Genomic DNA, 20,828 nt, shown 5'->3' on the forward strand with positions numbered 1-20,828 from the left:
CTGGACGGCCGTTCCCGGGGCGCTGCGAGCGGCGCGGGGCGCGGTGGGTCAGTTCTCCTGGTACATCCCGAAGACGTCGACGATGAGGTCGGTGTCGCCGTCGCTCTGGTTCCAGAAGTCGACGAGGCCGGTGCCGCCGGTGCTCGCCTGGACCAGGTTCGGGACGGTCTTGCCGGTCGTCCAGTTCAGGGTGGAGGAGGTGGGCGGCGTCGGCTGGCTCGCCGCGTCGTTGTCGTACGCGTCCTGCGTGTTCGGGTCCGGGGAGACCGCGAGGAAGCCGCTGTCCCTGGTGTTGGTCACCGTGGTGTTGAGCACGAAGCCCGTGACGCCGTCACCGGGGTCGGACATCGCCGTGTAGATGTAGTCGCGGCCGGCCAGGGGGCCGTAGACCGGGTCCTGGGGGTCGCGGGTGTCGAGCATGCGCACCGGTGTGAACGGCAGGTACGAGCCCTTGCTCTGCGGGCTGTAGTAGCCGACGACGTCGACGATGATGTCGGCCGGGTTCCAGCCGCCGTTGCGGATGCTGATCTTGCCGTCGGGGCCGACCGGGACGATCACCGAGTTGGCGATGGTCTGACCGGTGGTGAAGTTCACGTTGGACGCGGTCGGGGCCTGCTGACCGCTCGGGTAGACGGTCAGGTGGCCGTCGCTGCGCGGGTTGGTGACGGTCACGTTGAGCGCCACGGCGGTGACGCCGGAGGCCGGCACCTGGCCCAGGCCGCTGATCTGGGTGCTGAAGGACCCGTACCCGGCGAGCTGGCCCTTGGCGGTGCCCGTGCCGCTGCGGGTGTCGACGAACCGCTGCGGCGCCAGCGGGGTGTAGCCGCTGGACGCCGTCTGCGTGAAGTAGCCGGTGACGTCGGCGATGAGGTCGACCGACTCCCAGCCGCCGTTGTACAGGTTGACGTAACCGTTCGGGCCGACCGGCACGATGACCAGGTTCGGGACCGTCTGGCCGGGGACGAAGTTGACGTTCGAGGTGCTCGGACGGTCGTCGCCGTCGGCGAAGGCGGTGACGTGGCCGCCGCTGGTGGTGCCGGTGACGGTGACGTTGAGGACCACTGCGGTCACGCCGGCGGGGATGGAGCCGTTCCCGCCGATCTTCAGGTGCGCGGAGGTGTACGCGGCGACCTTGGCGGCCTTCGGGGCGCCGGTGCCGTTGCGGGTGTCCAGCAGACGGGTCGGGCCGTACGGGGTGTAGTCCGAGCCCGCGGTCGTGAACGCCACCTCGTTGGTGACCGAGGTGTTGGCCGCCTTGTCCGTCACGGTGACCTTGACGGTGTAGGTGCCGAGCTCCGCGTAGGTGTGCTCGGAGTTCACGACCTGAGTGCCGGAGGCCGAGGCGGTGGTGGTGGCCCCGTCGCCCCAGGCGATGCTGATGTCGAGCGGGGTGGCCGCGCTGGTGACGGAGCTGTCCAGCGCGACCGTGTGCGCGGAAAGGGCGAACGCGTCCAGGCCGACCGCGAGGGTCGGGTTGGCGGCGCCGGCGGTCTCCGCCATGGGAGCGGCCGCGAGCTTGCCCGTGGGGACCGGTGCGCTCTGCCGGATCGACCGGTTCGCCGGGCTGGAGAACTTGGTGGTGTCCTTCAGCCCGTCCTGGGCCAGGTCGGGCTTGCTGATGCCCTGGGCATCGCCTGAGTCCGCGCCGGCCGCGTGGGCCATGCCCGGTATGAGAGAAATGCCGGCCGCGAAGACGGCCGCAGATGCTGCGAGTCGGCGGTAGGACACCGAGCCCCCTATGTTCCGTGAGCCCTTGGCCAGGGCTGAAAGCTCGCTCAGATTACATAGCTCCTGACCTTCCGCTTAAGGCCCCCCGCCTTAATTTCACGCGCCTTCGGGAACTACCTCGACAGCAGCCTGAAAATCGTATCCCGGCTGCTGTGATCAGGGGTTTCGTGTTCTCTGATCAGTTGTCCGGGTAGGCCCCGAAAAGGCCGACGGCGGGGCCGATGTCGCCGTCGTTCCGGTTCCGGTAGTCGATGGCGCGGGTCGGGAGGCCCGATGGCCCCGGCGGGAAAGGCCGTTGTCGGGTTCCCGGTGTCCGTTTCCCGGTTCCCGGCCCGTGTCAGGGGGCGGCGCTAGCGTGGAGAGGGACTGTCCGTGCGGGCGCGTATGAGCTGTGGTGAAGGAGGCGTCGATGAAGGCTGCGGTGCGCAAGTGGGAGGCGGTGCGGGAGTTTGCCCGGGGGCTGCCGGAGGCCGTGATGGAGTTTCCCTGGGGGCCCGAGGACTGCGTCGTGAAGGTCAACAAGAAGATCTTCGTGTTCCTGGGCGGCGTCGACGGCCCGCGGTCGCCCGGGTTCTCCGTGAAGCTCAAGGACGAGGCGCTGCACGGCCACGCCATGACCGCGCCGGGGGCGGAGCCGACCGGGTACGGGCTGGGGAGGGCCGGCTGGGTCTCCGTGCCCTTGGGGGAGAAGGGGGCGCCGCCCCTCGACGTGCTGTGCGAGTGGGTGGAGGAGAGCTACCGCACGGTCGCCCTCAAGCGGCACCTGAAGGAACTCGACGGGCGGCTCGACGCGAGCCCCGACGCGCGAAACGAGTCAACCGGCTAAGCGGTTGCTCTTGTGCTGAGTGGAACGCGTTCCTAGCATCTCTGGTGTTACATCAGTTGTGTCACACAATGGCGCGCGCCACGGATGCTACGGATGCTGGGGGCTCGATGGCAGTGACAGGGAACGTGCCCGGCAGGCCCACGACCACGGGGCCGGCGGCCGGCGGCGGCCCGCTCGCGGGCGTGCGCGTCGTCGAACTGGCGGGCATCGGCCCGGGCCCGTTCGCCGCCATGCTCCTCGCCGACCTGGGGGCCGACGTCGTACGGGTGGACCGGCCCGGCGGCGGCGGGCTCGCGGTCAACCCCGCGTACGACGTCACCAACCGCGGCAAACGCTCCGTCCTGGTCGACCTGAAGTCCGCCGAGGGCCCCGCCCGCGTACTGGACCTCGTCGAGCGGGCCGACGTGCTGATCGAGGGCTTCCGCCCCGGCGTCGCCGAGCGGCTCGGCGTCGGACCCGCCGACTGCCACGCCCGCAACCCGCAGCTCGTCTACGGCCGGATGACCGGCTGGGGCCAGGACGGCCCGCTCGCGCACACCGCCGGGCACGACATCGCGTACATCGCCGTCACCGGCGCACTCGGCATGATCGGGAATCCGGACGAGGCGCCGGCCGTCCCCGCCAACCTCGTCGGGGACTACGCGGGAGGCTCGCTCTACCTGGTGATCGGCGTGCTCGCGGCCCTCCAGCACGCCCGCACCCCCGGCGGCGCCGGCCAGGTCGTCGACGCGGCCATCGTCGACGGCACCGCCCACCTCACCGCCATGATCCACGGCATGATGGCGGCCGGCGGCTGGCAGGACCGGCGCGGGGCCAACCTCCTCGACGGCGGCTGCCCGTTCTACGGCACGTACGAGACCTCCGACGGCGGGTACATGGCGGTCGGCGCGCTGGAGCAGCAGTTCTACGACACCTTCGTCGAGCTGCTCGGCATCAGGGACGAGGCCCCGGCCCGCAAGGACCTGGCCCGCTGGGGCGAGCTCCGCGAGGCCGTCGCCGCCCGCTTCAAGTCCCGTACGCGCCAGGAGTGGACGGCGGTGTTCGAGGGCTCCGACGCGTGCGTGGCGCCCGTGCTCTCCCTGCGCGAGGCGCCGCAGCACCCGCACCTCGCCGCCCGCGCCACCTTCACCGACTTCGGCGGGATCACCCAGCCCGCCCCCGCGCCCCGGTTCTCGGCCACCCCGGCCGCGGTCACCGCGGGCCCCGCTCTGCCGGGCGCGCACACCGAATCCGTGGCCCGCGACTGGGACGTACCGGCCCTGCTCCCGAAAGAGGTCTGATGGAACTGTCCATGATGCTCGACTACGCCGGGGACCCGCGCCGGGCCGCCGACGAGGCGGCGGCGCTGGAAGCGGCCGGGCTCGACGCCGTGTGGGTCGCCGAGGCCTGGGGCTTCGACTCCCCGACGATCATGGGCTACCTCGCCGCCCGCACCGAGCGGATGAAGATCGGCTCGGCCATCCTCAACGTCTACTCGCGTACCCCGGCCCTCATCGCCCAGACGGCCGCCGGACTGGACGCGCTCTCCGGCGGCCGGGCGCTGCTGGGCCTCGGCGCCTCCGGCCCGCAGGTGGTCGAGGGCTGGCACGGGAAGCCGTACGACAAGCCGATCGGCCGGACCCGCGAGACCGTCGAGCTGTGCCGCCGGATCTGGCGCCGCGAGACGATCGACCACCACGGCATCACCGACATGCCGCTGCCCCCGGAAAGGGGCGGCCGGCACGGCAAGCCGCTGAAGATCCTCACCCGGCCGGTCCGCGAAGCGGTCCCCGTCTACATCGCCTCGCTCGGTCCCGCCAACGTGCGGATGACCGCCGAGATCGCCGACGGCTGGCTGCCCACGCTGTTCCTCCCCGAGAAGGCCCACGCGGTGTGGGGGAGCGCCCTCGCCGAGGGCGCGGCCCTGCGCGACCCGGAGCTCGGCCCGCTGCAGACCGTGGCCGGCGGGCTGCTCGCGATCGGCGAGGACGCCGCCGCCGTACGGGACCGCGCGCGCCCGCAGATCGCGCTGTACGTCGGCGGGATGGGCGCCGTCGGCAAGAACTTCTACAACGACCTCGCCGTCGCCTACGGGTACGGGGAGGAGGCCAGGAAGATCCAGGAGCTCTACCTCTCCGGCCGCAAGCGCGATGCGGCGGCCGCCGTACCGGACGAGTTCTGCGAGCTCATGACGCTGTGCGGGCCGGAGGGCTACGTACGCGAGCGGGTGGAGGCCTTCCGGGAGGCGGGCGTCACCATGCTCAACGTCACACCCGTCGGAGCCGAGCCGGCCCGGCTGATCGAAACCGTCAAGAGCTGGCTCTAGGGGGCCCCGATGCAACGCCGCATCTTCGACGCCGACCACGAGGCGTTCCGCGAAACGGTCCGCACCTTCCTCACCAAGGAGGTGCTGCCGCACTACGAGCAGTGGGAGAAGGACGGGATCGTCAGCCGCGAGGCCTGGCGGGCCGCGGGCCGGCAGGGCCTGCTGGGCCTGGCCGTCCCGGAGGAGTACGGGGGCGGCGGGAACACCGACTTCCGCTACGCCGCCGTGATCGCCGAGGAGTTCACCCGGGCGGGCGCGGCCGGGCTCGCGATCGGCCTGCACAACGACATCATCGGCCCGTACCTGACCTCGCTCGCCACCGAGGAGCAGAAGCGGCGCTGGCTGCCCGGGTTCTGCTCCGGCGAGACCATCACCGCCATCGCCATGACGGAGCCGGGCGCGGGCTCGGACCTCCAGGGGATCCGGACCGGTGCCGAGGACCGGGGCGACCACTGGGTGCTCAACGGCTCCAAGACCTTCATCTCCAACGGCATCCTGGCCGATCTGGTGATCGTGGTCGCGAAGACCGGCCCGGAGGGCGGGGCGCACGGCCTGTCGCTGCTCGTGGTCGAGCGGGGCACGGAGGGCTTCGAACGCGGCCGCAACCTCGACAAGATCGGCCAGAAGGCGCAGGACACCGCCGAGCTGTTCTTCCACGACGTACGCGTCCCCAAGGAGAACCTGCTCGGCGAGCTGAACGGGGCCTTCGTCCACCTGATGACCAATCTCGCGCAGGAGCGGATGGGCATCGCGATGGCCGGAATCGCCGCCGCCGAGCACCTGGTGGAGATCACCACCCAGTACGTTAAGGAGCGCGAGGCCTTCGGGCGGCCGCTCTCCAAGCTCCAGCACATCCGCTTCGAGATAGCGGAGATGGCCACCGAATGCGCCGTCACCCGCACCTTCCTGGACCGCTGCATCGTCGACCACTCCAACGGCGAGCTGGACCACGTGCACGCCTCGATGGCCAAGTGGTGGGCGACCGAGCTCCAGAAGCGGGTCGCCGACCGCTGCCTGCAACTGCACGGCGGGTACGGCTACATGAGCGAATACCGGGTCGCCCGGGCCTTCACCGACGGCCGCATCCAGACCATCTACGGCGGCACGACCGAGATCATGAAAGAGATCATCGGCCGCTCCCTCCTCGGCTGACGCACGACCTCTCCCCGAAAGGCTTTGACAGTGAGCACCGAAGCGTACGTATACGACGCGATCCGCACGCCGCGCGGCCGCGGCAAGGCCAACGGCGCCCTGCACGGCACCAAGCCGATCGACCTGGTCGTCGGCCTCATCAACGCCCTGCGCGAGCGCAACCCCGGCCTGGACCCCGCCACCATCGACGACATCGTCCTCGGCGTCGTCGGCCCGGTCGGCGACCAGGGCTCCGACATCGCCCGGATCGCGGCCATCGCCGCAGGACTCCCGGACACGGTGGCCGGCGTACAGGAGAACCGCTTCTGCGCCTCCGGCCTGGAGGCCGTCAACCTGGCCGCCGCCAAGGTCCGCTCCGGCTGGGAGGACCTCGTCCTCGCGGGCGGCGTGGAGTCCATGTCCCGCGTTCCGATGGCCTCCGACGGCGGCGCCTGGTTCAACGACCCCATGACCAACTGGGACACCGGCTTCGTCCCGCAGGGCATCGGCGCCGACCTCATCGCCACCATCGAGGGCTTCTCCCGGCGCGACGTCGACGAGTACGCCGCCCTCTCCCAGGAGCGGGCCGCCGCCGCCATCAAGGACGGCCGCTTCGCGAAGTCCGTCGTCCCGGTCACCGACCGCAACGGCCTGGTCGTCCTGGACCAGGAGGAGTTCGTCCGCCCCGGCACCACCGCCGAGACCCTCGCGAAGCTCAAGCCGTCCTTCGCGGACATCGGCGACCTCGGCGGCTTCGACGCCGTCGCCCTGCAGAAGTACCACTGGATCGAGAAGATCGACCACGTGCACCACGCGGGCAACTCCTCCGGCATCGTCGACGGCGCCTCGCTCGTCGCGATCGGCACCCGCGAGGCGGGTGAGCGCAACGGTCTGGCGCCCCGCGCCCGCATCGTCTCGGCCGCCGTCTCCGGCTCCGAGCCCACCATCATGCTCACCGGCCCCGCCCCGGCCACCCGCAAGGCCCTCGCCAAGGCCGGCCTGACCATCGACGACATCGATCTGATCGAGATGAACGAGGCCTTCGCCGGCGTCGTCCTGCGCTTCGTCAAGGACATGGGCGTCTCGCTCGACAAGGTCAACGTCAACGGCGGTTCCATCGCGCTCGGCCACCCGCTCGGCGCCACCGGCGCGATGCTGCTCGGCACCGTCATCGACGAACTGGAGCGCCAGGACAAGCGCTACGGGCTCGTCACCCTCTGCGTCGGCGGCGGCATGGGCGTCGCCACCATCGTCGAGCGCCTCTGAACCGCGTCCTGTATCCCCCAGACCTCCTCTCTGACACGGAAGTAGCGAGAACATGAGCGAGTCCACCACGATCCGCTGGGAACAGGACGAGACCGGCGTCGTCACCCTGATCCTCGACGACCCGGGCCAGTCCGCCAATACGATGAACCAGGCCTTCAAGGACTCCATCGCCGCGATCGCAGACCGCGCCGAGGCCGAGAAGGACTCCATCCGCGGCATCATCTACACCTCCGCCAAGAAGACCTTCTTCGCAGGCGGCGACCTCAAGGACATGATCCGGCTGCGCCCCGAGGACGCGGGCCTCGCCTTCGAGACCGGCACCGCCATCAAGCGCTCGCTGCGCCGCATCGAGACCCTCGGCAAGCCCGTCGTCGCCGCCATCAACGGAGCGGCCCTCGGCGGCGGTTACGAGATCTGCCTCGCCTCGCACCACCGCATCGCCCTCGACGCCCCCGGCTCCAAGATCGGCCTGCCCGAGGTCACCCTCGGCCTGCTCCCGGCCGGCGGCGGTGTCACCCGTACGGTGCGCCTCATGGGCATCGCCGACGCGCTGCTCAAGGTCCTGCTCCAGGGCACCCAGTACAACCCGCAGCGCGCCCTCGACAACGGCCTCGTCCACGAACTGGCCGCCACCCCGGAGGAGATGCTGGCCAAGGCCCGCGCCTTCATCGACGCCAACCCCGAGTCGAAGCAGCCCTGGGACGTCCCCGGCTACCGGATCCCGGGCGGCACGCCGTCGAACCCGAAGTTCGCGGCCAACCTCCCGGCCTTCCCGGCCAACCTGAAGAAGCAGCTGAACGGGGCCCCGTACCCGGCCCCGCGCAACATCCTGGCCTGCGCCGTCGAGGGCGCCCAGGTGGACTTCGAGACCGCGCTGACCATCGAGGCCCGCTACTTCACCGAGCTGGTCACCGGGCAGACCGCCAAGAACATGATCCAGGCGTTCTTCTTCGACCTCCAGGCCGTCAACGCCGGCCGCAGCCGCCCGCAGGGCATCGCGCCCCGCAAGGTCACCAAGGTCGCCGTCCTCGGCGCCGGCATGATGGGCGCGGGCATCGCGTACTCCTGCGCCCGCGCGGGCATCGAGGTGGTGCTGAAGGACGTCACCGCCGAGGCCGCCGCGAAGGGCAAGGCGTACTCCGAGAAGCTGCTCGACAAGGCCGTCTCCCGAGGCCGTACGACCGAGGCCCAGCGCGCCGAGCTGCTCGCCCGGATCACGCCGACCGCCGAAGCCGCCGACCTGGCCGGCTGCGACGCCGTCATCGAGGCCGTCTTCGAGGACACCTCCCTCAAGCACAAGGTGTTCCAGGAGATCCAGGACGCCATCGCCCCCGACGCGCTGCTCTGCTCCAACACGTCCACGCTGCCCATCACGGGCCTCGCGGAAGGGGTTTCGCGACCCGAGGACTTCATCGGACTGCACTTCTTCTCGCCCGTCGACAAGATGCCGCTCGTGGAGATCATCAAGGGCGAGCGCACCGGCGACGAGGCCATCGCCCGCGCCTTCGACCTCGTACGGCAGATCAACAAGACCCCGATCGTCGTCAACGACTCGCGCGGCTTCTTCACCTCGCGCGTCATCGGCCAGTTCATCAACGAGGGCGTGGCGATGGTCGGCGAGGGCGTCGAGCCCGCCTCCATCGAGCAGGCCGCGGCCCAGGCCGGCTACCCGGCCAAGGTGCTCTCCCTGATGGACGAGCTCACCCTCACCCTCCCGCGCAAGATCCGCAACGAGACCCGCAAGGCCTTCGAGGCCGAGGGCCGCTCGTGGAGCGCGCACCCCGCGGACACGGTCATCGACCGGATGGTCGACGAGTTCGGCCGCCCCGGCCGCAGCGGCGGGGCCGGCTTCTACGAGTACGACGAGAGCGGCAGGCGCGCCGGCATCTGGCCGGGCCTGCGCGAGCACTTCGCGAAGCCGGACGCGGACATCCCGTTCGAGGACATGAAGGAGCGGATGCTGTTCTCCGAGGCTCTGGACACCGTCCGCTGCCTCGACGAGGGAGTCCTGACCTCGATCGCCGACGCCAACATCGGCTCCATCATGGGCATCGGCTTCCCGGCCTGGACCGGCGGCGTGATCCAGTACATCAACGGCTACGAGGGCGGCCCGGCGGGCTTCGTCGCCCGCTCCCGTGAGCTGGCCGACCAGTACGGCGAGCGCTTCACCCCGCCGGCCTCGCTCGTCGCGAAGGCCGAGCGCGGCGAGACGTACGCCGACTGACCCGCGTAGCACCCGTAGGACCCGTAGCACCCGCCGCGGGCGGCGTTCACTCGGAGTCGGCGGACTCCGAGACGAACGCCGCCCGCAGTTCCTCCTTCAGCGACCGCTGGAACGCGGTCACCAGCGCCTGCACCACCATCGGCTGCATGTGCGCGGACAGCGCCTTCATCGACTCCACCCGCTCCGGATCGCTCTCGCCCCGGGTGAACGGCCCCCACACCTCGTCCCGGAAGAGCGCCGTCAGCTCGTGCGCCGCCGTCCGCGCGTGCTCCAGCAGCACCTCGCGCGCCACCAGGATCGTCTCGTGCGCGATCGGCACGTCCAGCAGGGCGACCCCCAGCCGCAGCAGCCCGACGTCCACCCGGAAGTCCTCCCCGGCCGGCGCCAGCACGTTCATCGCCGTCAGCCGCCGGACGTCGGCGTCCGACAGGTTCCGCCCCGCCCGCTTCTCCAGCTCCTCCCGCGACACCTCCTGCGGCGCGTCCGGAGCCCAACTGGACACCATCGCGCGGTGGATCGCCAGGTCGTGCGCGCTCAGGTCGTCGGGCAGCGCGTCCAGATAGCGCTCGATGGCGGACAAGGTCATGCCCTGGTGCTGGAGTTCCTCGATCAGCGCCAGCCGGGACAGGTGTTCCGGCCCGTAGTGCCCCACCCGACGAGGGCCGATCACGGGAGGGGGCAAAAGCCCGCGCGTGCTGTAGAAACGAACGGTGCGCACGGTGACGCCCGCCCTGGCCGCCAGCTCGTCGACGGTGAGCATCGGCTCGGGTGCCTGGTCGGCCATCGTCTGCGCCTCGCTCTCTGCTCCACAGCTTGGGTTCAACAGTATTGCTGTCGCACCAACGATGTGAAACGGCCAGGAGCTGCCCATGACCATGAAACTGCGACTGCCCGGACGACCCGAAGAGCTCACGATCCCCGCCCTGCTGGCGCGCAACGCCGCCGAGTACGGCGCTCTCCCCGCCCTCTCCTGGCGCGAGGGCGACGGCTGGACGACCCTCGACTGGACCGAGGTCCGCCGCAAGGTCGCCGTCCTCGCCTCCGGATACGCCGCCCTCGGCATAGAACGCGGCGAACACGTCCTGATCATGATGGGCAACCGCCCCGAGCACTGGCTGACCGACCTCGCCCTCGTCCACCTCGGCGCCGCCCCCGTCACCGTGTACGGGACCTCCGCGCCCGAGCAGATCGCCCACATCGCCCGGCACAGCCGGGCCCGGGTCGCCGTCCTCGAAGGCGCCCGCGAGCTGGCCCGCTGGGAACCGCTGCTCGCCGACGCCCAGGTGCCCCTGGAGCGGCTGGTCGTGGCCGAGGCCGCCGAGGCGGGTCCGCACCGTACGTACGGCTCCCTGCACGCGAGCGGCGCCCGTACGCACCGCCCCGACGCCTTCGAGAAGGCCTGGCGGGAGACCCGCCCCGAGGACCCGCTGACCGTCGTCTACACCTCCGGCACCACCGGAGACCCCAAGGGCGTGCGGCTGACCCACCGCAACATCATGCTGCAGGCCATCCGCATCGACGGGCGCACGGAGCTGCCCGAGCACGCCGAGCACATCTGCTACCTGCCGTTCGCGCACATCGCCGAGCGGATCCTCGGCATCTACCTGCCGCTGCTGCGGGCCGCGCACGTCCGGCTCGTCGCCGACCCGGCCGCCGTGGGGGCCGCCGTACGCGAGCTGCACCCGGTGCAGTTCTTCGGGGTGCCCCGGGTCTGGGAGAAGCTCGCCGCGTCCGTACGGGCCGTGCTGGCGCAGCTTCCGGCCGCCCAGCGGGAATCCATCGAGGCCGCGAACGAGCTCGCCCGCGCCCGGGCCGGCCACCGGGAGCGCGGCGAGCGGATCCCGGCCGCGCTCGAAGCCTCGTACGCCCGGGCGAAGGAGCAGGTGCTGGACCCGCTGCTGGGCCTGGCCGGGCTGGACCGGCTGGAGTGGACGGCCAGCGCCACCGCGCCGATGCCCATCGACGTGGTCAGGTTCTGGGCGGGCTGGGGGATCACCATCATGGACGCCTGGGGGCTCACCGAGACCTCGGGCGTGTGCACGATCAACAGCCCGGACGGCTTCCGGCTGGGCTCGGTGGGGCGGCCGATCGAGGGGCTGGAGCTGCGGCTCGCCGAGGACGGGGAGATCCTCACGCGGGGCGCGACCGTCTTCGCCGGCTACCTGCGGCCCGACGGGTCGGTGGAGAGCGCGCACGATGCCGAGGGCTGGTTCCCGACCGGGGACGTCGGCCGGCTCGACGAGGACGGGTTCCTCTGGCTGACCGACCGCAAGAAGGAACTCATCATCACCTCGAACGGCAAGAACGTCTCGCCGGCCCTGGTGGAGAACACCGTCAAGGAGCACCCGCTGATCGGCCAGGCCCTGGTGCACGGCGACGGCCGCTCCTACCTCGTCGCCCTGCTGGTGCTGGACGGGGAGGTGGCCCCGGCGTGGGCGGCGGCCCGCGGCATCGAGGCCGGCTCGCTCGCCGGGCTCGCGGAGCACCCGGCCGTCCGGGAGGAGATCGCCGCCGCGGTCGAGGCGGCCAACGTCCGGCTCAACCGGACCGAGCAGATCAAGCGGTACCGGCTGCTGACGCAGGAGTGGGGCCCCGCGTCCGGGGAGCTCACCCCGTCGCTGAAACTGCGCCGCCGGGTGGTCCGGGAGAAGTACGGCGCCCTCATCGACGCGCTGTACGCCGACCCGTACGAGGAACCGCGCCGGGCCGGGGTGCAGTAGCCCGAATGGTCCCGTCCGGTGGGCGCGCGGGCGCCCGCCGGACGAGGCTGGGAAGATGCCGGAGACCCGTTTCAGCCGCGAGGAGATCCAGTCCCTCGCACGGCTCAGCCCGTTCGAGCTGAAGGACAGGTTCATCCAGCTCGCCCAGGCGGCCCAGGCCGACCGGCCGGGCCAGAAGGACACCACCGCCCGCGCCATGCTGAACGCGGGCCGCGGCAACCCCAACTGGATCGCCACCGGCCCCCGCGAGGCCTTCCACGCCCTCGGCTACTTCGCCCTCGACGAGTCCCGCCGCGTGTGGACCGCCGACCACCTCGGCGGTATGCCGGAGCGCCGCGGGATCGGGAAGCGGTTCGACTCGTGGATCCGCCGCCACCCGGAGCTGCCCGGCACCGAGCTGCTCTCCGCGTGCGTCGCGTACGCCCTGTCGCGGTGGGGGTTCGACGAGGACGCCCTCGTGCACGAGCTGGCCGACGCCGTGATCGGCGACAACTACCCCGTGCCGGACCGGATGCTGGTGCACGCCGAGCAGATCGTCCGCGGCTACCTCGACTTCGAGATCTTCGGCGAACGGCCGGCCGTGGACCGTCTGTCGCTGTTCGCCACCGAGGGCGGCACGGCCGCGATGTGCTACGTCTTCGACTCGCTCGTCCAGAACGGGATCCTCCGCAAGGGCGACAAGATCGCCCTGATGACCCCGGTGTTCGCCCCGTACATCGAGATCCCCGGGCTCGACACCTTCGAGTTCGAGGTGGTCAACGTCAGCGCGAGCCTGTTCGCCGAGACGGGCGTGCGCCAGTGGCGCTACCCGCCGGAGGAGGTCGCCAAGCTGGCCGACCCGGAGGTCAAGCTGGTCTGCCTGGTCAATCCGAGCAACCCGCCCTCGCTCGCGCTGAGCGACCGGGTGGCGGGGCAGATCAAGGAGATCGTGGCCACCGCCAACCCGCGCCTGCTGATCGTCACCGACGACGTGTACGGCACGTTCGTGCCCGGCTTCCGCTCGCTCGCCGCCGAACTGCCGCGCAACACGCTGCTGGTGTACTCGTACTCCAAGCACTACGGGGCGACCGGCTGGCGGCTCGGCGTCATCGGCCTGCACGACGACAACGTCGTCGACGAGATGATCGCGGACCTCCCGCGGGAGGAGAAGGAGCGGCTCGCCCGGCGGTACGGTTCGCTCAGCCTGGAGCCGGCGGGGATCCGGTTCATCGACCGGATGGTGGCGGACTCCCGCTCGGTGGCGCTCAACCACACGGCGGGGCTCTCCCCGCCGCAGCAGGCGCTGATGGTGCTCTTCTCGCTGTTCGACCTGCTGGAGGAGGGCCAGGCGTACAAGGAGCGCATCCGCGGGATCGTCCGCAGGCGGCTCGGCCTGCTGCTGGAGGGCGCCGGAATGAAGATCGCCGAAGACGACCGGCGGGCCGGGTACTACGTCGAACTCGACCTGCTGGCCGAGGCGGAACGGGTCCACGGCAAGGAGTTCGCGCAGTTCCTGGAGAAGAACTACGAGCCCGTCGACCCCCTGTTGCGCCTCGCGGAACAGACCTCGGTGGTGCTGCTGAACGGCGGCGGCTTCGACGGCCCGCAGTGGTCGGTCCGGGTCTCCCTGGCCAACCTCGACGACCTCGACTACCTCAAGGTCGGCCACCACCTGAGGGAGATCTTCCAGGAGTACGCGGCGGAATGGCAGCGCGCCCAGGCCGACTAGCGGCGCCGGCGCGTCCCCCCGGGTGCCCGCCGTACGGCGGGCACCCGCGGGCCTTCGACAAGACCGCCACCATCCACCTCGCCGCCGCCTTCATCTGGTCAGCAAGGTGATCCCAAGGAAACTGCCTAGCGCTTGCGGCGCTCCTCGGGGGCGCCGGTGAGGCCGGCGCGGCGCAGGGCGTCCGCCATCGCGCTGTTGGCCGGGGCCGGGGAGGCGTTGCCGCCCTGGCGCTGCCCTCCCTGGCGCTGGCCGCCGCCGCCCTGACTCCGGCCCTGGCCCTGGCCGCCCTGGCCGCCGCCGCGCTGCTGCGGGGGACGGCCGCCGCCGCGCCGCTCCTGCCGCTCCTGCCGCTCCTGGCGGTCCTCGCGCTGGCGGGGAGCGCCGCCCGCCGAGCGGTCGGCCTCGTCCTCCAGCCGCAGCGTCAGCGAGATCCGCTTGCGCGGGATGTCCACGTCCAGGACCTTCACCCGGACGATGTCGCCCGGCTTGACCACGTGCCGCGGGTCCTTGACGAAGTTCTTCGACAGCGCCGAGACGTGGGCAAGCCCGTCCTGGTGGACGCCGATGTCGATGAAGGCTCCGAACGCGGCCACGTTCGTGACCACGCCCTCCAGGATCATCCCGGGCGCCAGGTCGCCGATCTTCTCGACGCCCTCCTTGAAGGTGGCCGTCTTGAACGCGGGCCGCGGGTCGCGGCCCGGCTTCTCCAGCTCGCGCAGGATGTCCGTCACGGTCGGCAGGCCGAAGGCCTCGGTGACGAACTGCTCCGGCCGCAGCGAGCGCAGCACGCCGGTGTTGCCGATCATCGCCGCCACGTCGCTGCCGGCCGTCTTGGCCATGCCCCGGACCAGCGGGTACGACTCGGGGTGCACGCTGGAGAAGTCCAGCGGGTCGTCCCCGCCGCGGATCCGCAGGAAGCCCGCGCACTGCTCGTACGCCTTCGGGCCGAGCCGTGCCACGTCCTTGAGCGCCTTGCGGCTGCGGAAGGGGCCGTTGTTGTCGCGGTGGGCCACGATGTTCTCGGCGAGCCCGCCGCTGATGCCCGACACCCGCGAGAGCAGCCGAGCGGAGGCGGTGTTGACGTCCACGCCGACGCCGTTCACGCAGTCCTCGACCACCGCGTCGAGCGAGCGCGAGAGCTTCACCTCGGAGAGGTCGTGCTGGTACTGGCCGACGCCGATCGACTTGGGGTCGATCTTGACGAGCTCGGCGAGCGGGTCCTGGAGGCGGCGGGCGATGGACACGGCGCCGCGCAGCGACACGTCCATGTCCGGGAGTTCCTGCGAGGCGAACGCGGAGGCCGAGTACACGGAGGCACCCGCCTCGGACACCATCACCTTGGTGAGCTTGAGCTCGGGGTGGCGGGTGATCAGGTCCCCGGCGAGCTTGTCGGTCTCGCGCGAGGCCGTGCCGTTGCCGATGGCGACCAGCTCGACCGCGTGCTCCTTGGCGAGGCGGGCCAGCTTGGCGAGGGACTCGTCCCACTTGTTGGCGGGCACGTGCGGGTAGATCACCTCCGTGGCGACGACCTTGCCGGTGGCGTCCACGACGGCGACCTTCACACCGGTGCGGAAGCCCGGATCGAGGCCGAGCGTGGCCCGGGTGCCGGCCGGGGCGGCGAGCAGCAGGTCGCGCAGGTTGGCGGCGAAGACCCGTACGGCCTCGTCCTCGGCGGCGGCGCGCAGCCGCATCCGCAGGTCGATGCCGAGGTGCACCTGGATCTTCGTGCGCCAGGCCCAGCGGACGGTGTCGGCCAGCCACTTGTCGCCGGGGCGGCCGCGGTCGGCGACGCCGAAGCGGCGGGCGACCATGCCCTCGTACGTGGACGGGCCGGGGGTGTCGCCCGGCTCCTCGGGCTCCAGGGTGAGGTCGAGGACGTCCTCCTTCTCCCCGCGCAGCATGGCGAGGACGCGGTGCGAGGGCAGCGCGGTGAAGGGCTCGGCGAAGTCGAAGTAGTCGGCGAACTTGGCGCCCGCCTCCTCCTTGCCCTCGCGGACCTTCGCGGCGAGCCGGCCGCGGCCCCACATGCGCTCGCGCAGCTCGCCGATCAGGTCGGCGTCCTCGCCGAAGCGTTCGGTCAGGATGGCGCGGGCGCCCTCCAGGGCCGCGGCCGGATCGGCGACGCCCTTGTCGGCGTCGACGAACGCGGCCGCGGCGGCGGCCGGTTCCACCGACGGGTCGGCCAGCAGGCCGTCGGCGAGCGGCTCCAGACCGGCCTCACGGGCGATCTGCGCCTTGGTGCGCCGCTTGGGCTTGAACGGGAGGTAGATGTCCTCCAGCCGGGCCTTGGTGTCGGCCGCGTTGATCCGGGCCTCCAGCTCGGCGTCGAGCTTGCCCTGCTCCCGTACGGAGTCCAGGATCGCCGCGCGCCGGTCCTCCAGCTCGCGCAGATACCGCAGCCGCTCCTCGAGGGTGCGCAGCTGGGCGTCGTCGAGCATCTCGGTCGCTTCCTTGCGGTAGCGCGCGATGAACGGCACGGTGGAGCCGCCGTCGAGCAGCTCGACGGCGGCCTTGACCTGCCGCTCCCGTACGCCGAGCTCCTCGGCGATCCTGCCTTCGATGGACATCGTCACGATCGGGTCCCGCCTGCCTTCGTTTGCACTGGAAGGCTGCCAATTGTGGCAGGTGGCGGTGACGGCGTCCGGGAGCCCCGCGCCCGGCCCTGTGCCCGGCCCTGTGCCTGGCCCCGCGCCCGGTCCCGTGCCCGGTCCCGTGCCCGGTCCCGTCAGGCCTTGCCGAAGGCGTCCGCGGGGAAGGCGCCGGCGGTGACGGCCTTGACGACGAATCCGCCGCCCAGCTCGGCCAGCCGGGCCAGGCCCTCGGCGCCGAGGTGCTCGTACGGGGCCGCGTCGAGGCGGTCGGTGTCGGCTTCGAGGCGCTCGCGTACGGCCGCGCCCTCCTCGGTGAGCTCGCCGTCGGCGTCGAGGATCCCGCGCTCGCGCAGCCGGTCGGCGGCGGCGTCGAGGTCGGACTGCTCCCAGCCGCGGATAACCTTGATCCACTTCGGGGTCATGCCGCGGCCGGTGGCGGTGTGGCTGACCAGGGCCTCCAGCGGGTCCAGTCCGGCGAGCAGCAGGGCGGCGAGATGGCCGTCGCCGCGGTGTTCGCGCAGCAGGGTGGTGGCGTACCAGAGGCGCAGGTGCGGCTCCTCGGGTACGGGGAGGTCGGCGTGGGCGGCGTAGAGGGGCCGGGCGTGCCGGGTGCAGCCCTCGGTGGCACGCAGGGCGAGGTCGGCGGTCTCGGCGAGCTCGGGGGATTCGATCGCCTCCTCGCCGAGCAGTCGGCGCAGGGTGCTGTCGGCGGCGCGCAGCCGGGCGTCGAGGGCCTGTTCGGGGGTGATGGTGTCCCAGACGGCGGGAAGGTGCCGGGCGACGAAGTCGTGGCGGTAGTTGTAGAAGGTGGCGGTGACCGTGCCGGGCCCGACGGCGCCCATGGCGGCGGACCGGGAGGCGAGGTTCACGGCGGGCCGCTCGGTGACGCCGAGGGCGGCGAACTCCTTGCCCAGGTCGGGAGAGAAGTAGATGGTGGCATGCAGCGGGTTGATCGCTGCATGCCAACAGTGACGGGCGGCGCGCGGAGGAATCGTCATGCCGGTCAGATTACCGACCGCTCAGTATGTCGGGTAGACCAAGTCCCGGCCGCCATGCATATGATCGAGCCGAAACCCAACGGGGAGGCGTGAACATGTCAGGAGACAGCGGCCAGGTGGCGGACCTTCAGGTCGGCATGCGCTTGAACCATGTGCCGGTCGAACCGAGCGAACCGACGGCTCCGGCGGGACCGGCCGCCCCGGGTGCGCCGAAGGGCCCGATGGGCCCGTTCGTCCCGGGCGGATCCGGGGACTTCGCGTCGACGCCGGCGCAGAAGAAGGACGCGGCGAACACGATCGAGACCGAGCTGGAGCCCAACACCAAGAAGGCCGCGCAGTACGCGGACGCCGACACCGGCACCGCCCAGAAGGGCTTCGACGGCTGGGAGACGGCCGCCGGCCTGAAGAAGGTGGCGGACACCTGGGACCAGCAGGTGAAGACCCTGATGGGCCGTCTGGCGGCGGAGAAGACCAGCCTGCGCGGCGCGTCGGGCCTCTTCACCAGCAACGACACCGGCCTCGGCTCCCAGTTCCTGGCGACCAAATCGAAGCTGAACGGCCTCTAAGCCGCCTCTTCCGCATCCGGACGACATCCGGTTTCCGGCCTTCTTCCGCCGTCCCCACGGCGGAGGAAGGCCGTTCGCGTACCCGAACACGGCTCTTCGGGGCGGTGGGCCCCCGGTCCGGCCCCCGGCCTGTGACGGCCGAATGGCGATCGTGTGACACCGGGAGCCATGGACATGACGTAGGGGGCCGGGCGTGAATACGGTCGGACGACAAGCCGTTGAACAGAACTGTCTCCCTACCACTTGGAGCTCTTCGTGCACCGCAAAGTCATCGCCCCGAGCGTGCTCGCCGCCTCCCTCCTGCTGGTGATCCCGGCCTCGGCGGCGAGTTCGGTCCAAGGGGCCCCGGGTATCGGCGATCCCTACTACCCGGCCAGCGGCAACAGCGGATACGACGTGTCCCACTACGACCTGCGCCTGCAGTACCAGCCGAAGACGGACCTGCTGGAGGGCACCGCCACCCTCCTGACCACCGCCAAGCAGGACCTCTCCCGCTTCAACCTGGACTTCGGCCTGAAGGTCGGCGAGATCCGGGTCAACGGCGCCAAGGCGAAGTTCGCCACGTCCGGGGAGCACGAGCTGGAGGTGACCCCCGCCCAGCCGCTGAAGAAGGACACGCCGGCCACGGTCGTCGTCAAGTACGCCGGAAAGCCCTCGGAGTTCAAGATCGACGGCTGGTCGGCCTGGCAGCGCACCCCGGACGGCGGCGTCGCCGCACAGGAGCCCGACTCGGCCGTCTGGTGGTTCCCGAGCAACGACCACCCGCTCGACAAGGCCACCTTCGACATCTCGGTCAACGTCCCCGACGGCACCCAGGCCATCAGCAACGGCGTGCTCCAGTCGCAGAGTTCCCGGCTCGGCTGGACCCGGTACAACTGGCGCTCGAACAAGCCGCAGGCCACGTACCTCGCCACTCTCGCCATCGGCAAGTTCGACGTCACCACCGACAAGACGGCGAGCGGTCTGCCGATCCTCAACGCGTACAGCAAGGACCTCGGCGACAACGCGGGCGCGGCGCGCGCGAGCGTGGAGCGGACCGGCGAGGTCGCCGAATGGCTGGAGGGGGTCTTCGGGCCGTACCCCTTCAACGCCCTGGGCGGGTACGTGCCCAACGTGCCGTCGAGCTTCGCGCTGGAGACGCAGACCCGGCCGTTCTACAGCCCGAAGCAGTTCGCGAACGGTGCGAACGTCTCGGTCGTCGTGCACGAGCTGGCCCACCAGTGGTACGGGGACAGCGTCTCCGTCGACGGCTGGAAGGACATCTGGATCAACGAGGGCTTCGCCCGCTACAGCCAGTGGCTGTGGTCGGAGAAGGAGGGCGAGGGCACCGCGCAGGAGCTCGCCGACTGGGCGTACGGGCTGCACCCGGCGGACGACCCGTTCTGGCAGGTCAAGCCGGGTGACCCGGGCCCGGACAACCAGTTCCACGGGGCCGTGTACGACCGCGGCGCGATCGCCCTGCAGGCGCTGCGCAACGAGGTCGGCGACGAGAAGTTCTTCAAGATCCTCAAGGGCTGGCCGACCGAGCGGGCCTACGGGAACGCCAAGGTCGGGGACTTCGTCCGGTACGCGGAGAAGGTGTCGAACAAGCCGCTGGCGCAGCTGTTCGAGACCTGGCTGTACACCCCGGGCAAGCCGGCCTTCGCCCCGCCGGCCGCCGCGGCCCCGGCCGCCCGGTCCCTCAAGGCCCCCGCCGCGAAGCCGGTGGAGCCGAAGTCCTGGAAGAAGATCGCCGAGACGAACACGATCCACGAGCACTGAGACCCGCAGCGCGTACGCGGCTCCGCGCGCCGGCGCCCCTCAGGGGGTGCCGGCGCGCCACCGGGCCCGGGCCGCGCGCGCGATGGGCAGGTACCGCAGGCGCTCCGGCAGCAGCGGTACGAGGAGCCGTACGGCCGTGCTGAACCGCCGGAGCCTGCGCTCCTGGGCCGGGCTCCACTCCAGCCCGATGGCGGCGCGGGCCTCGGGCGGCATGTACCCGACGGTGACGAAGGCCCGGAAGCGCAGGAACGCCGCCCGCAGCACCGGCCAGGTGAGCCGCAGCAGGAGCCGCACCGGCAGGGAGCCGCCCTCGGGCCTCGGCAGCGGCACGTCGGTGGCGATCAGCTCGCGGGCGACCTTGGTCGGCTCGATCTCCTCGGCCAGCATCCGGCGGTAGTAGACCCAGTACTCCTCGATGCTCTGGGGCATGTCCCGGTCCCGTATGCCGAGGATCCGGCCCACCTGGAGCCACTCCCGGTACAGTTGCCGCTCCTGCGCGGGGGTGAAGCGGCGCAGCAGGTACCGCCCGGCGTACAGGTAGATCGGGAAGCCGGTGGCGTGCACCCAGGAGTAGCAGGCGGGGTCGAGGGAGTGGTAGCGCCGTCCCCGGGTGTCGATTCCCTGGATCTCCTTGTGCAGGCGGCGCACCCGGCGGCCCTCCTCGGCGGCCTCCGCCCCGCCGTACACCCACAGCTGGACGGAGCGCAGGGAGCGCTCGCCGCGCCCCCAGGGGTCGGTACGGAACACCGAGTGCTCGTCGACGCCGGCGCCGATCGCGGGGTGGGCGACCTGCATGGTGAAGGCGGCGGGCAGCATCAGCAGGGCCCGGACGTCGCCGGAGATGGTCCAGAGCACCCCGCCGGGGGCCGGCGGCTCGGGATCGGGGCGGCGCGCGGCCGTCGGTCCGGGTGCGGGGAGCTCTGTTTCGTTCATGGTTCCAGTATGCGAGTGCCAGAAGTCCTCTCCCGGACAGAAAGTCTTGTCGCGGGTGTTACCCAGAGGTA

Annotated in this window: 15 protein-coding genes; 10 read left to right on the forward strand and 5 right to left on the reverse strand. The window is 71.4% G+C overall.

Going from position 1 to position 20,828, the window contains the following annotated elements; all coding sequences use genetic code 11:
* Positions 1–48: 48 nt before the first annotated feature.
* The gene (locus ACIQU4_RS10550; protein ID WP_403728038.1) at positions 49–1,662 is read right to left on the reverse strand and encodes a PKD domain-containing protein; all 1,614 of its coding nucleotides are present in this window, start codon (positions 1,660–1,662) and stop codon (positions 49–51) included.
* Between the two features lie 475 nt (positions 1,663–2,137).
* Between ACIQU4_RS10550 and ACIQU4_RS10555 the strand changes: the two genes are divergently transcribed.
* The 6 genes from ACIQU4_RS10555 to ACIQU4_RS10580 all read left to right on the forward strand — a co-directional run bounded on the left by ACIQU4_RS10555 (position 2,138) and on the right by ACIQU4_RS10580 (position 9,480).
* The gene (locus tag ACIQU4_RS10555; protein WP_403728039.1) at positions 2,138–2,554 is read left to right on the forward strand and encodes an MmcQ/YjbR family DNA-binding protein; all 417 of its coding nucleotides are present in this window, start codon (positions 2,138–2,140) and stop codon (positions 2,552–2,554) included.
* Positions 2,555–2,661: 107 nt separating this feature from the next.
* The gene (locus ACIQU4_RS10560; protein WP_403728041.1) at positions 2,662–3,834 is read left to right on the forward strand and encodes a CaiB/BaiF CoA transferase family protein; all 1,173 of its coding nucleotides are present in this window, start codon (positions 2,662–2,664) and stop codon (positions 3,832–3,834) included.
* The gene (locus ACIQU4_RS10565) at positions 3,834–4,859 is read left to right on the forward strand and encodes an LLM class F420-dependent oxidoreductase (RefSeq protein WP_403728043.1); all 1,026 of its coding nucleotides are present in this window, start codon (positions 3,834–3,836) and stop codon (positions 4,857–4,859) included. Before ACIQU4_RS10560 ends, ACIQU4_RS10565 begins: the two co-directional genes overlap by 1 nt.
* A gap of 9 nt (positions 4,860–4,868) precedes the next feature.
* Positions 4,869–6,011 (forward strand): acyl-CoA dehydrogenase family protein, encoded by a 1,143-nt coding sequence (locus ACIQU4_RS10570; protein WP_403728045.1) that lies wholly within the window; start codon positions 4,869–4,871, stop codon positions 6,009–6,011.
* A 30-nt stretch (positions 6,012–6,041) separates the two neighbouring features.
* Positions 6,042–7,256: an acetyl-CoA C-acetyltransferase gene (locus ACIQU4_RS10575; protein ID WP_403728047.1), complete on the forward strand. Its 1,215-nt coding sequence runs from the start codon at positions 6,042–6,044 to the stop codon at positions 7,254–7,256.
* A 52-nt stretch (positions 7,257–7,308) separates the two neighbouring features.
* The gene (locus tag ACIQU4_RS10580) at positions 7,309–9,480 is read left to right on the forward strand and encodes a 3-hydroxyacyl-CoA dehydrogenase NAD-binding domain-containing protein (protein ID WP_403728049.1); all 2,172 of its coding nucleotides are present in this window, start codon (positions 7,309–7,311) and stop codon (positions 9,478–9,480) included.
* Between the two features lie 46 nt (positions 9,481–9,526).
* Here ACIQU4_RS10580 and ACIQU4_RS10585 read toward each other — a convergent pair whose 3' ends face one another.
* Positions 9,527–10,264 (reverse strand): MerR family transcriptional regulator, encoded by a 738-nt coding sequence (locus ACIQU4_RS10585; RefSeq protein WP_403728051.1) that lies wholly within the window; start codon positions 10,262–10,264, stop codon positions 9,527–9,529.
* An 85-nt stretch (positions 10,265–10,349) separates the two neighbouring features.
* On the opposite strand from ACIQU4_RS10585, the gene ACIQU4_RS10590 reads away from it, so the two are divergent.
* Positions 10,350–12,200, forward strand: a complete 1,851-nt coding sequence (locus tag ACIQU4_RS10590; protein ID WP_403728053.1) for an AMP-dependent synthetase/ligase — start codon at positions 10,350–10,352, stop codon at positions 12,198–12,200.
* Positions 12,201–12,255: 55 nt separating this feature from the next.
* Positions 12,256–13,908: a bifunctional aspartate transaminase/aspartate 4-decarboxylase gene (locus ACIQU4_RS10595; RefSeq protein WP_403728054.1), complete on the forward strand. Its 1,653-nt coding sequence runs from the start codon at positions 12,256–12,258 to the stop codon at positions 13,906–13,908.
* Between the two features lie 125 nt (positions 13,909–14,033).
* Here the strand turns inward: ACIQU4_RS10595 and ACIQU4_RS10600 are convergent, their stop codons facing one another.
* Together ACIQU4_RS10600 and ACIQU4_RS10605 are read right to left on the reverse strand one after the other, a co-directional pair.
* A complete protein-coding gene (locus ACIQU4_RS10600) occupies positions 14,034–16,481 on the reverse strand; it encodes a Tex family protein (RefSeq protein ID WP_403728055.1) in 2,448 nt (815 codons plus the stop codon).
* Positions 16,482–16,633: 152 nt separating this feature from the next.
* Complete coding sequence (locus ACIQU4_RS10605) at positions 16,634–17,497, reverse strand: hypothetical protein (protein ID WP_403728057.1); 864 nt, start codon at positions 17,495–17,497, stop codon at positions 16,634–16,636.
* A gap of 95 nt (positions 17,498–17,592) precedes the next feature.
* On the opposite strand from ACIQU4_RS10605, the gene ACIQU4_RS10610 reads away from it, so the two are divergent.
* Positions 17,593–18,063, forward strand: coding sequence for a hypothetical protein (locus ACIQU4_RS10610; protein ID WP_403728058.1), 471 nt, complete (start codon positions 17,593–17,595; stop codon positions 18,061–18,063).
* A gap of 255 nt (positions 18,064–18,318) precedes the next feature.
* On the forward strand, positions 18,319–19,824 hold the full coding sequence (locus tag ACIQU4_RS10615) for a M1 family metallopeptidase (protein WP_403728060.1): 1,506 nt from the start codon (positions 18,319–18,321) through the stop codon (positions 19,822–19,824).
* 39 nt (positions 19,825–19,863) lie between these two features.
* On the opposite strand, the gene ACIQU4_RS10620 is transcribed toward ACIQU4_RS10615, so the two are convergent.
* Positions 19,864–20,757, reverse strand: coding sequence for an oxygenase MpaB family protein (locus tag ACIQU4_RS10620; protein WP_403728062.1), 894 nt, complete (start codon positions 20,755–20,757; stop codon positions 19,864–19,866).
* Positions 20,758–20,828 lie beyond the last annotated feature (71 nt).

This window comes from Streptomyces sp. NPDC090741, assembly GCF_044769045.1.
Classification (GTDB): Bacteria; Actinomycetota; Actinomycetes; order Streptomycetales; family Streptomycetaceae; genus Streptomyces.